Below are 15,443 nucleotides of genomic sequence, written 5' to 3' on the forward strand. Positions count from 1 at the left end.
GTCAATGCGCCTGCGCTGTTTCCAGAAGCTCGCGGATGTTATTGAGCAGCAGCTCTTCCTGGTAGGGCTTGCCCATGTATTTGTCCACACCGATATTGAAGGCCCGCTCCCGGTGTTTTTCCCCGGTACGGGAGGTAATCATGATGATCGGGATGTCCTTCAGCCTCGAGCTACTGCGCATATTGCTGGCCACTTCGAAGCCGTCCATGCGCGGCATTTCGATATCCAGCAGCATGACATCCGGGATATGGTCCTGGAGCGTAAGCAGTGCTTCGGCACCATCTTTGGCGGTAATGACCCGGAAGCCCTCGCGCTCCAGGAAGCGGCCGGTGACTTTGCGCACGGTCACGGAATCATCCACCACCATGACCACTTTTTCCTGTTCATCATCGCGTCCGTAGGGCGTCTCGGCCGGCTCCAGCAGGGTGGCATTGGGCATACCCAGCGCCAGTTTTTCACGCATGAGGGCGTGGGGATCGAGAATCACCACCACGCTACCGTCACCCATGACCGTGGCGCCGGACACCCCGCTGACCGAACTGAACTGCATACCCAGGGTTTTCACCACAATTTCACTGCTGCCCAGCAGGCGATCAACCTGCAGTGCCACGGTATGCTCGGCGCTGCGTACCAGCACCACCGGCAGTGGCAGAGACTGACCATCGAGCTTCGGACGGGCATCGCTGTCGAGCATGGTGCCCAGATAACGGACCTGATACTCCTCACCCGCGTATTCGAAGCGCGCACTCTCATCGGAGTAGTAGTGCTCCAGCTCAAAGGGGCTGACGCGCACAATACCTTCGATAGTGTTGAGCGGAACCGCGTAGTAGTCGTCGCCAATCTGAATCATGAGGGCGCGGTTCACCGACACGGTGAACGGCAGGCGGACGATAAACTCCGACCCGTGACCAGATTCAGAGTTGATGAACATGGAGCCACCGAGCTGTTTGATCTCGGAGTGGACCACATCCATACCGACCCCACGGCCGGATATCTGGGTTACCTTGTCGGCAGTACTGAAACCGGCATGGAGAATGAACTGCATGATATCCCGGTCACTGAGCTGGGCACCCTCGGTCATCAGGCCGCGCTCGACGGCTTTGGCGCGTACCCGCTCGAGGTTAATGCCCCGGCCATCGTCGGCCAGGCGCAACACCACATCGCCGCCCTCGCGGGCCAGACTGAGCATGATCCGCCCCGCCGCAGGCTTGCCCGCCGCGGTGCGTTCGTCGGCGGTTTCGATACCGTGGTCCACGGCGTTGCGCAACATGTGCTCAAGAGGCGCCACCATCCGCTCCAGTACCGAGCGGTCCAGTTCACCCTCGACATTATCCAGCTCGAATTCCACATCCTTGCCCAGCTCGGTCGCCGCCTGACGGACAATCCGGCGCAGGCGCGGCACCAGCCGGGAGAAAGGCACCATGCGCGAGCGCATCAGCCCTTCCTGCAGATCGGTATTGATCCGTGACTGCTGGAGCAACAGGGTTTCGGTATCGCGATTTTTGTCCGATAGGGTGTTTTTCAGGTCGAGCAGATCCGAGGCGGACTCCATCAGCGAACGCGACAACTGCTGTAACTGGGAGTAGCGGTCCATTTCCAGCGGGTCGAATTCCTCGTGCGCTTCCATCTGCTCCTGACGGAAAATCACCTGGGCTTCGGTTTCGATATCGAGGCGGCGCAACTGCTCCTGCAGACGCACAATGGTCGAGTCCATTTCATCGATGGCCAGTCCCAGATCACCCACCTGCTCCTCGATGCGACCCCGGGTAATGGAGGTTTCACCGGCCAGGTTAACCAGCTCTTCCAACAACTCGGCGGACACCCGGACCACTTCCTGAGGACCACTGCGACGGGCCGCCAGATGCTGAACCTGGGCGCCGCCATTGCCGCCCCCGGACGCACTGATGGCGCCACCGCTGGGCGGTACCGGAGCCGATGTGGCGGTATTGCCGGGTTTGGGCTTGGGTGTGAACGGCACCACATTGCCCGTTTCCGGGTCCCGGGTGACCGGAACCGGGCCACCGGACTGAGGCGCGGTGGCGCTGGGCGGAGGCGGCTCGACCGCCTCGTCGGGGGCATCACCGGCCATCTGCGAGCGCACACGGGCGACCCCGGCATGAATCTTATCCTGGAAGTCCGTCAGACGCTGGAAGAAGGCCCGGTCAATGGTGTCGCGCTCGCGCATACCGATGAGCAGGGTCTCGAAATCGTGAGCCAGATCGCCCACGTCGGTAATACCGGACAGTCGAGCACCGCCCTTCAGGGTATGCAGAGAGCGTTTGAGTTCTTCGGGCAGATCCGGATTGCTCCAGTCTTCCTGCCACTCGGTCAGTGCGCGGTCGATATCTTCCATGAGGTCATCAGCTTCTTCCAGGAAGATTTCCAGGATTTCCTCGTCCACCTCATCGTCGTCGGCATCAGCCGCCTGATCCTGCGTCGACTCCACCGCCGGCGCAGCGGGCTCTGAGGGTTCTTCTTCGACCGCTGGAGACTCTTCTGCAGCGGCTGAAGAGTCTTCCGCAAATGCTGAGGCATTTTCGCTATCCGCTGAGGGCATTTCAGCAACCGCTGAGGGCTCTTCTGCAATCGCGGAGACTTCTTCGCCAGCGGTTGAAGGCTCTTCATCAACGCTGGTTGCCTCTGGCTGGGCATCGGTGACGTCGTCGGGCGGCAGGTTTTCCAGCAGGCGATCCAGAGGGGCCTGAACGGCTTCGGGGGCCGGTTCAAGGTTCTGTCCAACCGCAACGGCATCCACCAGATCCAGCAGTGCCATATGCGCGTCAATAAGCTGCTGACACAGGGCATCGTCGCAGGGAATGCACCCCTGCTGAATGCCGGCGTAGATCCGGTGCAGCTTGTCGCCCAACTCCGCCATGGGCGGCAGGTTGGCGTGAAGCGCGCCATTGGTCAGGGTGGCCAGTTCGGTCTGCAGCGGCTCAAGCTGTGCGAGATCTTCGGGGTGCTGGCGCCAGTTCTCGATGGTTTGATCCGCATCGAGCAGCAGATTCATTTCTTCGGCCATGAAGATCGCCAGCAGCTCGGGATCAATCGCTTTCTGACCTTCCGCCTGGGCTTCCTGCTGCCGCACGAGCGGCGCTACAAAAATCTCTCGAAGCTCTGCGACCCGCGCCTGGAACTGCCCCAGACGGGGAATTTCCACCGGTTGGCCCTGCTCGATATCGGCCAGGGCGTGGGTCGTGTAGTCCACCGCGTCACGCAGCAGTTGCAGAATATCCTCGTTGATATTCACTTGGTAGGTGCGCAGCTCTTTGACAAACCGCTCCAGCGGCGTGGCCAACTCCGCAATCGGAGTAATGTTGGCCATATGGGCGCTACCCTTGAGGGTATGCAGCGCCCGCTGAGTGGCATCGCTCGGCGGGGTAAACAGCGGCGAGGCATCCTCCATTTCCTGAATGTAGTGATCCACGACCTGCAAGTGGGTCAGCGCCTCCACGCCAAAAATTTCCCAGAGCTGGGTGTCGCGGTCGTCATCATCGTCCTGCTCTGCCCTCTGGGGCAGTTCTACCGACGCACCACTGGCGGGCTGATCCAGCAGTTCCGCGTAGGGGTCTGCGCTCTCCTTCGCCGGTGTCGTCGGCTCGCCGATAGAGACACTGGGCTCCTCACCCTTTGACAGGGCCGCCGCGTAATGCTCGCACGCCTCCGTCAGGGTCGGATGGGGGTTCGACTGACCGGTGCGGAACGCCTCGATCATGTCCGGCAGCAGGCTGCGGACTTTCTCGATCACGGCGACGTGATGATCACCGGGCTGGATGGTGCCGTCCAACACGCGGTTGAGCATGTTCTCGATCGCCCAGGCGAGCTCTCCAATATCGGTCGCCCCAACCATACGGCCACTGCCCTTCAGGGTATGGAAAGCGCGCCGGAATTCGGTCAGCGATTCCTGATCGGCAAAATTCTGGGCCCAACGGGGGAAGTATTCGGCAATCGCTTCACTGACCTCGCCGGCCTCCTCGATGAAGATTTCCAGGATTTCTTCATCAACTTCGTGTTCGTCATCGTCGTCCGAGGCCGAGGCATCGACACTCTTGGCCTCGGGCTCCGGCTCGCTGGCATCGGCGGCGGCCACTTCGGCCTCCAGCGCATCGACCGAATAACCGTCTGAGGTGTCATCCGGAGACGACGGGTCTGTGGACCAGTCTTCTTCTGGCGATGCATCCTCCGGCTCGTCCAGCAGCGTCTCCGGGTCATCGCTTTCTCCGGCGCCAATCGCCGATTCATAGGCGGCGCTCAGAGCGGCAGTGTCTTCCTCTGCCGCCAGCTCGATGTCGGAGTCGTCTTCGGGCGACTCCTCGACCACCGGGGCGTCTTTTTCCGCCGCGGCCTTCGCCGCCTGCTGGAGCGACTGGGAAGGCGTCACGGCGTAACCCAGTTGGGCCACGCTCTCTTCGGCAACCCCCAACAACAGCTCGTTTTCCTCGGCGTGCTCGCTATTGAAGCGCTCCAGGTAGTACTCAACGCTGGTAATGGCGTCGGCCAGGGTATCCAGCCGATTCCACTCGGGAGTAACCTCCCCCTCAAGCAGCTGCTCTTCCACAAACCGTGCACAGGCGCCAATAATCCGGGCCGGCCGGGGCAGGGGAATCATGTCCAGGCCGCCGCGAATTTCACGCAGAGTCACCGGTACCGGCTGAAGGTGCGAGCGATCCCACTGGGAGGCAATGTACTCGACGATGGCATCCTTGGCCTGCTCCAGACCACTGCGTGATTCACGCAGCACCGATTCCTGTGCGCGGGAGAGGTTGAGATCCGCCTGCTCCCGTGCCGGGTTAGCGTCCCGACCGGCGTTGGCCACCAGGGAGTCCAGCCCGTACTCGATATCCAGTACTTTTCCGGCCAGCGCCATCAACTGATCATCTCCCAGGTCGCTGTCAGAGTTCACGACCAGCTCAATCGCCGCGCCCTGCTCGAGTACCTGCTTGCGCAAATCACCGATGCCGAGCACCGCCATGGTGTCGGCCACGCGTTTGATGACCGGCAGAGCCTCTTCCAGCGCCTGCTTCCGATCCATATCTGACAGGCCGACATCCAGCGCCTCTTTGACCGCGTCCAGCTCGCCTTTGAGTGCGGTGACCACCGAACTCATGGCCTCCGCATCCGGGGCGGACAACAGGTCCTGCGCCGCGTCGCCGTCTTCACTGCTTTCACGACCTTCCGGCAAAGCGCGTTCAAGCTCGTAACGATCGTAAATCACCTGCAAGTGGGAGCCACTGGCAAAGCCCGGTGAGTGCTTGCCCGAGCGGGCCACGTAGTACAGCAGGTTTTTGAGCAGTTGATCATCCGCCGGGGCCCCCAACACTTTGGTCCCGTGGGCGAGAAGTTGTTTGAGCTCCCGGTCCAGTTGCCGCAGCAGATTTTTGATCGACACACTGGACTCAATGGCATCCATTTCCAGCGCTTCCACCAGCGCCAGACCGATATGCCAGAGCGACTGCCGGGGAGTCCCCCGGGTCAGTTTGTGCAGCCGTTCAAATACCTTTTTCAGGTACGCCAGATTTTCATCAGGATTCACGCCCCGGATAAAACCCGCCGCCGCATACTGATACATCTGGCGCAGTTTGCGCACGGTATCTTTGAACTGGGCGTCGTTGGCCAACAGCGGCAAGCGCTCGCCGGACACTTCCCGGGCGGGGCCGAGATAGGGGCTGAACAGTTTGGTCTCGGTCAGCAGGCTTTCGCCCCGCACCGCACGCAAATCATTGAGTAGCGGCAGGACAATAACCGGGTTGTCACGACGGGTGGTTTTGACCTTTTCGAGATAGATCGGAAACTGCAGGATGGCCCGCATCAACACTTCCTGCGCTTCGGCGGTGTTGGCCACACTGTCATTGATCATGGCCTGAGCGAGATTTTCCATCTCCTCAGCCATCATGGCCGCACCGTAAAACTCCACCATCTGCAGGCTGCCGTGCACCTGGTGGATGTGAGTCAGGCAAAAACGCAGGCGCGCCTCATCCTTTGGATTCTCCACGTAGGATTCCAGAGCATCGCGAGCCTCTTTCAGGGTGTCGGTAATTTCATGAACCACCCAATCCAAGGCAGCAAAGTTACGGCTGTCTGACATGCGGAGCATTCCTCATTGTTTTTGTCGCTCTTCGCGAACATAGGCTTGCACTTCATCGCCTACCACGCGGCGCAGTTCCGGGTGTTCCCAGTCCACGGCTTCCCCCAGTCCGATAATCAACACGCCGCCCGGCTTGAGGCGGTCCGCAAACGCGTTGAGGATGTCCCGCCGCAACCAGCGACGGAAGTAGACCAGCAGGTTCTGACAGAAAATGACGTCCATTTTGATCACGGGCATGGTCCGGATGCGGGTGATATTGCCCTGACTGAAACAGACACGATCACGCAACTTTCCGGCCACCTCGAATTGTCCGTCATCCGTTCGCGTCAGATAACGCTGAACTTCCTCGGGGTACAGTGGCTCAAGCTTACGCTGTGGGTAACGCGCCCGACGGGCCTGATTGAGTGCCGACTGGCTGATGTCTGTGGCGGTAATGCCGTAATAGGGGGCGAGGTTGGCCAGCTCGAAACAGTCATTGGCGACCATCGCCAATGAGTAGGGTTCCTCACCGCTGGCACAGCCCACGCTCCAGATATCGAAGCTGTTATCCAATTGGCGATTATCGATCCGGTGCTGCAGAAACCGGCGCACGTATTCCAGGGAGGGGCGGTGCCGGAAAAAACTGGTTTCTTTGACCGTAAGCCGGTCCACCAGAACGGACCATTCCATCAGGCCGGTCAGGCCGTCCGTGACATCGTGAAAGTACTGGTTGTAATCCTCGCAGCCCAGCTCACGCATACGGATGGCCACCTGCGACTGCAGCAGGGTTTTCTGCTGGGTCGACAGTTGAATACCCGTGCGCTCCTCCAGCAGTTTGCTCCATTGAACAAACTGGCTTTCGGACAAGTCAGTCGGCGCTTGCAGGGACCAAACCATAAGGTTTCTCTAGGCTTTGAGTGCCACCGCCCGGGACACGACCGGGCGGTGCTAGTGATTACACCAGTTCGCGATCGGAACGGGGCTTCTCGTGACGATCTTCCGAGTCGCCCTCATCGTCCGGCAACACCTGATCATCCAGCTCGATAACGTCGGATTCATCGACGTCCGCCAGGCTTTCACCTTCTTCCGGGAAATCGAAGCTCTCAATGCTGTCCGCCTCATCGTTCAGATCTGCAAACGCATCGTCATCGCTCTGGGCCGCCGGTGCACTTTCGCGATACCCGATGGGCGCCTCGTCCGACTCTTCCTCCGGCAGTTTGAAACCGGCCACCGATTCGCGCAGATCCAGCGCCATCTCAGCCAGATTACCAATCGACTGGGCAGTCGCGCTGGTACCGGCGGAGGTCTGGGTGGTAATTTCCTGAATCACGTTCATCGTGTTGGAGATGTGGCCGGCCGAAGAGGCCTGCTGACGGGCAGCGTTCGAAATGTTCTGGATCAATTCCGCCAGGTTGTTGGATACCGTCTCAATCTCTTCCAGAGCCACACCGGCGTCCTGCGCCAGGCGAGCACCGCGGACCACTTCCGAAGTGGTCTGCTCCATCGAGATAACCGCTTCGTTGGTATCGTTCTGAATGGTTTTAACCAGGGCTTCAATCTGCTTGGTCGCAGCGGCTGAACGTTCCGCCAGTCGCTGCACTTCGTCCGCAACCACCGCGAAGCCGCGGCCCGCGTCACCGGCCATAGAGGCCTGAATCGCGGCGTTCAAAGCCAGAATGTTGGTCTGGTCGGCAATGTCGTTAATCAACGATACGATGTCACCAATCTCCTGGGAGGATTCACCCAGTCGCTTGATCCGCTTCGAGGTATCCTGAATCTGCTCGCGAATGGTGTCCATACCGTTGATGGTGTTCTGTACCACCTTGGCGCCGTTGGTCGCAATGGATACCGCTCGCTCCGCTACCGCGGCCGATTCGGCGGCGTTGGCGGATACCTGGTCAATGGTCACCGCCATCTCGTTTACCGCCGCCGAGGCGCCGGCGATTTCCTGGGCCTGGTGTTCGGAAGCTTCGGCCAGATGCAGAGCGGTCTGCTGGGTTTCCTGGGCCGCGGCGGATACGTTCACCGCCGTTTCGTTGATTCGGGCCACCAGGATCCGCAGCTGGTCAATCGTGAAGTTGATCGAGTCGGCAATCGCGCCGGTGAAGTCCTCGGTTACCGTGGCGGTGGTGGTCAGGTCACCGTCGGCCAGGTCGGCCAATTCGTCCAGCAGGCGCAGAATCGCGTTCTGGTTACGCTCGTTGGTTTCGGCAGTTTCACTCAGACGGCGACGGGTGCTGCGCAGCAGCAGAATACCGATGACCGCCAAGCACAAGGCCGCCGCAATGGCCAGGGCCAGAATGGTCAGGTTGTTGGGCTGACGCAGCGGTGCCTGTTCGGCAATCCGGTCCGAAATATCAGAAACCGTTTCAAGCAACATCGGAGTGCTGTCGAGCAGCGCTTCGTTGGCCTGCAGGGCGTCGAGCAGGGCGGGAGAGCCTTCGAAAATTTCCTGAATCGAGCTGTTAACAAAATCGAACAGCGAGGCGATCTCGGCCAGCGACTCCTGCGCCTCTTCATCGGTAATCTGGGTGATGCGCATGGCCACATCACCTTCCTGCATCGCCGTCAGTACCCGGCCGTAGATGTTGGCATCCAGATTGAACTGATCCGCCGCACGCGAGGCGTCGGCGTCACCACGAAGCATTTTGTCCACATTTCGACCGATACGCTCGGCACGCCAGCTCTGCATCTGCGCCTGAGACACCTGCTCCGGCGGCGCGTCATTTTCAAGCAGGATTTCCACGATATTGTTGTGCTCCGCCTGAAGCTCTGGCAGCGAGTCGTTCAGAGTCCGACCTACTTCGTTCAGGAAGACAATGGTATCGCGGTTGGTCAGAATGGTATTGGCGTTTTCCCGGACACTATTCCAGACCTGGGCGTAGGCGTTGAACTCGCGACTCAACTGCGAGCGGGTGCGCGGGTCACTGGAGCGCAGCGATTCCCAGGTGGCCCCCATGGTCGAGACGACCTGTCCCAGCTCATCAAACGCTTCTTCATCACCTTCAATGGCGTCCCGTGACAGGGCCGTCAGGCGGTAGGACTGGGCGCGCAATTCAGCGGCCTGCTGCAGGTATTCCTGGTCTCGTTCCAAGCCCTGCTGCACCATGACGTAGGTGACGGGGATCAAAACCAGAAAGCCGATCAGCAAGACCACCAGTACAACCATCGCCGGGTTCGCCCGGACGTTGGCAAACAGGTTTCTGGACTCGGTTTTCATGTAAGCACTCCTGAAGGTGACGTGACGCCTTATTGTTGTTCCTGATTGTGATAATTATGATCGACCGGGACTCATTGACCTCGGACAACCCTGATGACCGCCCCCGGTCAACTAGCTGCGGGCGGCATTGATAAAGCGCGGATCCTGCGCCAGAAACGCCGGGCGAAAGACGGTCCAGCGCTGTCCGTTATGTTCAAAGCTGCCCTCGGTGAAGGGCTGGATAACCGCATCGACGGGGCCGGACTCGGCCTGATATTCATCCGTGGGGAAATGCTGCATGCCAAATACCTGATCCACCATCAACCCGCTGTACAGAGCCTCGGTCTCCAGCACCAACACCCGCCGCTGCTTGCGTCCTCCGCTCAACTGGGCCCCGAAGAATGCTGCGAGATCAAACAGCGGCAGCAAGCGGCCGCGAACGTTGGCGACACCGCGCACCCAGGACTGAACGCCGGGAAGGTGGGTATAAGGTGGGATCTCCAGCATTTCCGAAATTTCGCCCATCGGTACGGCAAAGCGCTGCCCCATCAACATGAACCCGATGCCACTCCAGTGGGGGCGGATATCGAGTTGTGCCGGCAGACCCCGCGCCGCACTGCGACTGCGTTGGGCCAAGTCTACCAGGGAGTCAAAGGCTGTCTGGGAATCAGACATGGTTACCGCCTGTCTCGTTGTGTCCGGTCATCCTTCTTACTGAGTCACTTTGGCGATGGCGGCGTTGAGGGTCTCCGCGGTCACCGGCTTGACCAGAAAGTCCCGCGCGCCCTGGCGCATACCCCAGACCCGGTCGGTCTGCTGGTCTTTGGTGGTCACGATAATAACCGGGATGTGGGCAGTTTCCGGTGCTTTGGTGAGCTGGCGGGTGGCCTGGAACCCGTTCAGTCCGGGCATGACAATATCCATCAACACCACATCGGGCAGCTCTTTCTTGGCCAGGGAGATACCGGCTTCACCGGTTTCTGCCGTCAGGGCTTCGTGGCCCTGCTTTTCCAGCATGGAGCTCAATTTGTAAATTTCGGTGGGAGAGTCGTCGATGATAAGTACTCTGGCCATAGTATCCCCAAATTGATGAGTCAGTTATAAATTACATTGTTGTCGTTATTCAGGCGATGCCGTACCGATGGCGCCGCCTCGCCCGAGATCGTCAGCGCAGCTGTGGCGCCAGGTATTCAGGATGCTTCGGCTTGCTTCACATGCGCTTCGATGGCGCCCAACAGCTCACTTTTACTGAATGGCTTGGTCAGGTACTGATCCGAACCGACAATACGGCCTTTGGCCTTGTCGAACAGACCGTCCTTACTGGAGAGCATGATCACCGGGGTGCGCTTGAAGTCGCTGTTATTTTTGATCAGTGCGCAGGTCTGATAGCCATCCAGACGAGGCATCATGATGTCGACGAAAATGATGTCCGGGCGGGTGTCGGCGATTTTGGCCAGAGCATCAAAACCATCCGTCGCCGTCACCACCGTGCAGCCGGCTTTTTTGAGCAGGGTTTCGGCGGTTCGACGGATCGTCTTACTGTCGTCGATCACCATGACTTTCAGGCTTTCCAAACTTACGTCCATACTTTCTGACCTTAGCCTCGTTGCCGCATCGCCTACACGCCCGAGGCTATCGGACGGTTCAGCACTGCAGTCGTTGTTATGTTTGCCACGTTTTTGTGACGTAAGTCACACAATGCACCCGCCAGCCGGGATAAGCGCTTCACGTGAGCAGGTGGTACAGTTAAAACGAACTTTTAACACAGTTTTTAAGGTATATCTATAACCAACTGAATATATAAGATTTTCGTTAGTGAACCCGATTTATTATGCTTTAGTCTTATTTTGGCGACAGCCCGCGCCCTAACCAATACTGTGACATTCAGCGGCCGAGCTTGCGTTCTACCGCCCGAGGGCTTAACTTTAGCGCGCAAAACGGCAGGCGGCAACACGGCCACCCCTCCCACTCAATCCGGAAAACGTTTGTATGACCCTCTCTCTCGGCGTGATCATGGACCCCATCGACCAGATTACCTTCTATAAGGACACCACCCTGGCCCTGCTGCTGGCGGCCCAGGAGCGCGGCTGGGACCTTCATTACATGGAGCAGTCCGATCTCTACCTGGACAAGGGACAGGCTCGTGCAAGCACCCGACCGCTACTGGTAATGGACGACGAGAACCACTGGTTTGAGCTCGGGCCCCGGCAAGACCGCCCCCTGGGGGAGCTGGATGTCTTGCTGATGCGCAAGGACCCGCCCTTTGATAACGAGTTCACCTACAGCACCTACATTCTGGAAGCCGCCCAGCGCGAGGGTAGCCTGGTGGTCAACGACCCTCAGAGCCTGCGTGACTGTAACGAGAAGATCTTCGCCACCCAATTCCCCCAGTGCTGCCCGCCCCTGATAGTGAGCCGGGACCCGGCACGGTTGCGCCAATTCCACCGGGATCAGGAAGACGTCATTTTCAAGCCTCTGGATGGCATGGGCGGCAGCCGTATTTTCCGCTGCAAAGCCGATGATCCCAACGTCAGTGTGATTCTGGAGACCCTCACCGATTTTGGCACCCAGATGGTGATGGCTCAGCGCTACCTGCCGGCTATCACCCAGGGCGACAAGCGCATTCTGGTGGTTGACGGCGAAGCCGTGCCCTACAGCCTGGCACGAATCCCCGCGAGCGGCGAAACCCGAGGCAACCTGGCCGCCGGCGGGCGGGGCGTTGCCCAACCCCTGACCGACCGGGATCGCTGGATTGTGGCGCAGGTTGCACCCACGCTCAGGGAAAAAGGGTTACTCTTTGTCGGACTGGACGTCATCGGCGACTACCTGACCGAGATCAATGTCACCAGCCCGACCTGCGTGCGGGAGATTGACAAGGCGTTTGACACCCGGATCGGGGCCCGACTGATGGACGCTATTGAGCGACGCCTGCCCTGATCGCTACTGCTGAACGAGCTGCCGTACCATTACTATGAGTCAAAACCGCCCCGAGGACACGCTCCCCGACAACACCGTGGATACGGGTGATCGGCTGAGCTTTACCCTGTTTCTGGCCCTGGCCGTCCATGCGCTTCTGATCTTCGGGGTGTCTTTCACCCTGCCCGAGCGCGGTCAGGCCGCTCCCACTCTGGATGTGACCCTGGCCAACCACCAGGATAGTCGGGCTCCGGAAGAGGCGGATTACCTGGCACAGCACAACCAACAGGCCAGCGGCACCGAAGAGCAGGCACGCCAGCTCACCACCGAGCAGGAAGCGGAGTTTGCCGACACCCAGGTGCGGGACATCAACCCCACCCCACAGATTCAGGCCAGCACCGCCCGAGAGCGACGGGATGACGCCGTTGTGACCACCACCAGCCGAGCGGAGCGCCAGCAGCCCAGCCCGGAAGATGCCGACCCTCAGGAGCAGCAGGAACAGCGCGAAGGCCAGGTTGAAGAGCAGCCGATGCTGAGCCAGGAAATTGCCAGTCTGCAGGCCAAGCTGGATCGTCAGCGCCAGGAGTACGCCAAGCGTCCGCGCATCCGGCGCCTCACCTCGGTCGCCACCCGCGCTGCCTTCGACGCGCGCTACCTGCACGAGTGGGGACAAAAGATCGAGCGCACCGGCAACCGCCACTACCCCCAGGAAGCGCTCAACCGCCGGATCACCGGCAGCCTGCGCCTGTCCGTCGCCATCAACCCGGATGGCACCATTCACGAGGTCGAAGTGCTGCACTCCTCCGGCCACCGATTACTGGACCAGGCCGCGGTGCAGATCGTGCACCTCGCCGCCCCCTTCAACAGTTTCCCACCGGAAATTCGCCAGGAATACGATCGCCTGGAAATCATCCGCACCTGGAATTTCGAAATCGCCGGGCTTTCAACCTCCGCGGACTAGCCGCAGATTTTCTTGGTCCGCGCGCTTGTTTTCCCAGTGGTTTCCCCCATAATTCAGGTATGAACGAAAAAAGCCCTGCAGACACTGAAAAAGCCCTGACCGCCGGCAGCCTGCGCGACCACTTCCTGATCGCCATGCCCGGCATGCTCGATCGCAACTTTGCGCACAGCATCACCTACATCTGTGAGCACAGCGACGAGGGCGCCATGGGGCTGGTACTCAATAACGCCATGCCCCTGACGTTGGGCGATATCTTCAGCCAATTGGAGCTGGGGGATGAGCAGCACCTCGGCGACCGCACTGTGCTGGCCGGAGGCCCGGTTCAGGTAGAGCGCGGCTTTGTGGTCCACAACGATACCAGCCGCTGGCAGTCGACCCTCTCGGTGGCCGACGATGTCAGCCTCAGCGCCTCCAGAGACATCCTCGAGGCCCTGGCCGAGGGGCGCGGACCCGAGAACTTCATCATCGCTCTCGGCTATGCCGGCTGGGAAGCTGGACAGCTGGAGGACGAAATTGCCGCCAACGCCTGGCTGACCATGCCCGCCGATCGCCACATCCTGTTCCACACGCCCAGCGAACAACGCTGGGCCGCCGCCGCGAACCATCTGGGGTTCGACCTCAACCTGATTTCCGCCACCGCCGGCCACGCCTGACGTGCAGTTACTGGGTTTCGATTACGGCCTGAAGAATATCGGGACGGCCACCGGCCAGACGCTGACCGGCACCGCCACGCCCCAGCCCCCGTTAAGAGCCCGCGATGGCGTACCCGACTGGTCCGAAGTGGAAGCCCTGCTCCGGGAGTGGCAACCGGAGCTGGTACTGGTGGGTTTGCCGCTGAATATGGATGGTACCGAAAGCGAGCTGTCCGCCCGGGCACGCAAATTTGCCAACCGGATTCACGGTCGGTTTGGTGTGGCGGTGGAAATGGTCGACGAGCGCCTGTCGAGCTTCGAAGCCAAGGGCGAGGTCATGGCCCGCGGCGGCTCCCGGGATTATGGCAAAAACCCCGTGGACTCCATCGCCGCGCGCCTGATCGTGGAAACCTATCTCAACCGTTAAGGGCTCTCTATACCGTTAAGGCCTTCCCAAAAACCGCTAAAGGCTTTCTAAATCGCTAAGGGCTTCTTAAACCGTTAGCGGGCGTTTAAAACACCCGTCCCCGATCTTCGGAGCCATCGTCTTCAATCGACAGCTCGTCGGCGGCATGCGACAGGTAAGCGGCATCCGTTTCCGAACCGAGCTTGATCAACAACCGCAGGTCGTTGGGCGAATCGGCATGGGCCAGAGCGTCCTCGTAGGTGATTTCCCCGGCATCGTACAGCTCGTACAGCGCCTGATCGAAAGTCTGCATCCCCAGTTCGGTGGATTTTTTCATCAACTCTTTCAGCTCGCTGACTTCGCCTTTGCGAATCAGATCCGACGCCAACGGCGTATTCAGCAGCACTTCCAGACAGGCCCGACGGCCCTGACCATCCGGTGTCGGGATCAACTGCTGAGCCACGATACCGCGCAGATTCAGGGACAGGTCCATCCACAACTGCCGGTGCCGGTCCGCCGGGAAAAAGTGGATGATCCGGTCCAGCGCCTGGTTGGCATTGTTGGCGTGCAGGGTCGCCAGACACAGGTGGCCGGTTTCGGCAAACGCAATCGCGTGCTCCATGGTTTCCCGGGTACGGACCTCACCAATCAGAATCACGTCCGGCGCCTGACGCAGCGTGTTCTTCAGCGCGGTCTCGAAGGACTCGGTATCAATGCCCACTTCCCGCTGGGTGATGATGCAGCCCTGATGCTGATGAATGAATTCGATCGGGTCTTCGATGGAAATGATATGCCCTTTGCTGTTGCGATTGCGGTGGCCGATCATCGAGGCGAGCGAGGTGGACTTACCGGTACCGGTCGCCCCCACAAAGAGGATCAGCCCCCGTTTGGTCATGGCCAGATCCTTGATGATGTCCGGCAGGCCCAGGTCATCAATTTCCGGGATGGTGGTTTCAATGCGGCGCAGCACCATGCCCGCCAGGTTGCGCTGATAGAACGCGCTCGCCCGGAAGCGGCCTATACCCCGGGCGCTGATGGCAAAGTTGAGCTCTTTCTGCTCGAGAAATTCCCGGCGCTGCTTCTCGTTCATGACCCCCAGCACCACTTCCCGGGCCTTCTCCGGCGCCAGCGGCGAGGCGGTGGCGGGAACCAGCTTGCCGTTCACCTTGATGGACGGCGGTACGCCGGCGGTAATGAAAAGATCTGAGGCCCCTTTCTCGACCATCAGCGACAATAAGCGATCAAAATCCATAGCGGTGTCCCGT

Annotated in this window: 11 protein-coding genes; 4 read left to right on the plus strand and 7 right to left on the minus strand. The window is 60.0% G+C overall.

The window, feature by feature from the left end; all coding sequences use genetic code 11:
* Window position 1: 1 nt before the first annotated feature.
* The 6 genes from N645_RS0110265 to pilG form a co-directional block, all read right to left on the minus strand.
* Window positions 2-6,085, minus strand: coding sequence for an Hpt domain-containing protein (locus tag N645_RS0110265; RefSeq protein WP_024461422.1), 6,084 nt, complete (start codon window positions 6,083-6,085; stop codon window positions 2-4).
* Window positions 6,086-6,097: 12 nt separating this feature from the next.
* The gene (locus tag N645_RS0110270) at window positions 6,098-6,961 is read right to left on the minus strand and encodes a protein-glutamate O-methyltransferase CheR (RefSeq protein ID WP_024461423.1); all 864 of its coding nucleotides are present in this window, start codon (window positions 6,959-6,961) and stop codon (window positions 6,098-6,100) included.
* A 58-nt stretch (window positions 6,962-7,019) separates the two neighbouring features.
* Window positions 7,020-9,284 carry a methyl-accepting chemotaxis protein gene (locus tag N645_RS0110275; protein ID WP_024461424.1) on the minus strand — a complete coding sequence of 755 codons (2,265 nt, stop codon included), beginning with the start codon at window positions 9,282-9,284 and terminating at the stop codon, window positions 7,020-7,022.
* Between the two features lie 111 nt (window positions 9,285-9,395).
* Complete coding sequence (locus tag N645_RS0110280) at window positions 9,396-9,938, minus strand: chemotaxis protein CheW (protein ID WP_024461425.1); 543 nt, start codon at window positions 9,936-9,938, stop codon at window positions 9,396-9,398.
* Between the two features lie 36 nt (window positions 9,939-9,974).
* Window positions 9,975-10,337: a twitching motility response regulator PilH gene (pilH, locus tag N645_RS0110285; RefSeq protein ID WP_024461426.1), complete on the minus strand. Its 363-nt coding sequence runs from the start codon at window positions 10,335-10,337 to the stop codon at window positions 9,975-9,977.
* A 116-nt stretch (window positions 10,338-10,453) separates the two neighbouring features.
* On the minus strand, window positions 10,454-10,849 hold the full coding sequence (gene pilG, locus N645_RS0110290) for a twitching motility response regulator PilG (protein WP_024461427.1): 396 nt from the start codon (window positions 10,847-10,849) through the stop codon (window positions 10,454-10,456).
* Between the two features lie 403 nt (window positions 10,850-11,252).
* On the opposite strand from pilG, the gene gshB reads away from it, so the two are divergent.
* Genes gshB through ruvX form a run of 4 tightly spaced genes read left to right on the plus strand, consistent with a single transcriptional unit; the run spans window position 11,253 to window position 14,199 of the window.
* Window positions 11,253-12,200, plus strand: a complete 948-nt coding sequence (gene gshB, locus N645_RS0110295) for a glutathione synthase (protein WP_024461428.1) — start codon at window positions 11,253-11,255, stop codon at window positions 12,198-12,200.
* A 34-nt stretch (window positions 12,201-12,234) separates the two neighbouring features.
* Complete coding sequence (locus N645_RS0110300; protein ID WP_051174411.1) at window positions 12,235-13,140, plus strand: energy transducer TonB; 906 nt, start codon at window positions 12,235-12,237, stop codon at window positions 13,138-13,140.
* Between the two features lie 59 nt (window positions 13,141-13,199).
* Window positions 13,200-13,793, plus strand: a complete 594-nt coding sequence (locus tag N645_RS0110305) for a YqgE/AlgH family protein (protein WP_193744967.1) — start codon at window positions 13,200-13,202, stop codon at window positions 13,791-13,793.
* Window position 13,794: 1 nt separating this feature from the next.
* Window positions 13,795-14,199, plus strand: a complete 405-nt coding sequence (ruvX, locus tag N645_RS0110310) for a Holliday junction resolvase RuvX (RefSeq protein WP_202960786.1) — start codon at window positions 13,795-13,797, stop codon at window positions 14,197-14,199.
* Between the two features lie 85 nt (window positions 14,200-14,284).
* Here ruvX and N645_RS0110315 read toward each other — a convergent pair whose 3' ends face one another.
* A complete protein-coding gene (locus N645_RS0110315; RefSeq protein WP_024461432.1) occupies window positions 14,285-15,430 on the minus strand; it encodes a PilT/PilU family type 4a pilus ATPase in 1,146 nt (381 codons plus the stop codon).
* Between the last annotated feature and the right edge of the window lie 13 nt (window positions 15,431-15,443).

The sequence above is a fragment of the Marinimicrobium sp. LS-A18 genome (assembly GCF_000463525.1).
Taxonomy (GTDB): domain Bacteria; phylum Pseudomonadota; class Gammaproteobacteria; order Pseudomonadales; family Cellvibrionaceae; genus Marinimicrobium; species Marinimicrobium koreense.

What these genes read in the sequence shown, in the direction of transcription:
- N645_RS0110265 (WP_024461422.1), bottom strand. Translation starts at nt 6,085, where the DNA reads ATGTCAGACAGCCGTAACTTTGCTGCCTTGGATTGGGTGGTTCATGAA.
- N645_RS0110270 (WP_024461423.1), bottom strand. Translation starts at nt 6,961, where the DNA reads ATGGTTTGGTCCCTGCAAGCGCCGACTGACTTGTCCGAAAGCCAGTTT.
- N645_RS0110275 (WP_024461424.1), bottom strand. Translation starts at nt 9,284, where the DNA reads ATGAAAACCGAGTCCAGAAACCTGTTTGCCAACGTCCGGGCGAACCCG.
- N645_RS0110280 (WP_024461425.1), bottom strand. Translation starts at nt 9,938, where the DNA reads ATGTCTGATTCCCAGACAGCCTTTGACTCCCTGGTAGACTTGGCCCAA.
- pilH (WP_024461426.1), bottom strand. Translation starts at nt 10,337, where the DNA reads ATGGCCAGAGTACTTATCATCGACGACTCTCCCACCGAAATTTACAAA.
- pilG (WP_024461427.1), bottom strand. Translation starts at nt 10,849, where the DNA reads ATGGACGTAAGTTTGGAAAGCCTGAAAGTCATGGTGATCGACGACAGT.
- gshB (WP_024461428.1), top strand. Translation starts at nt 11,253, where the DNA reads ATGACCCTCTCTCTCGGCGTGATCATGGACCCCATCGACCAGATTACC.
- N645_RS0110300 (WP_051174411.1), top strand. Translation starts at nt 12,235, where the DNA reads ATGAGTCAAAACCGCCCCGAGGACACGCTCCCCGACAACACCGTGGAT.
- N645_RS0110305 (WP_193744967.1), top strand. Translation starts at nt 13,200, where the DNA reads ATGAACGAAAAAAGCCCTGCAGACACTGAAAAAGCCCTGACCGCCGGC.
- N645_RS0110315 (WP_024461432.1), bottom strand. Translation starts at nt 15,430, where the DNA reads ATGGATTTTGATCGCTTATTGTCGCTGATGGTCGAGAAAGGGGCCTCA.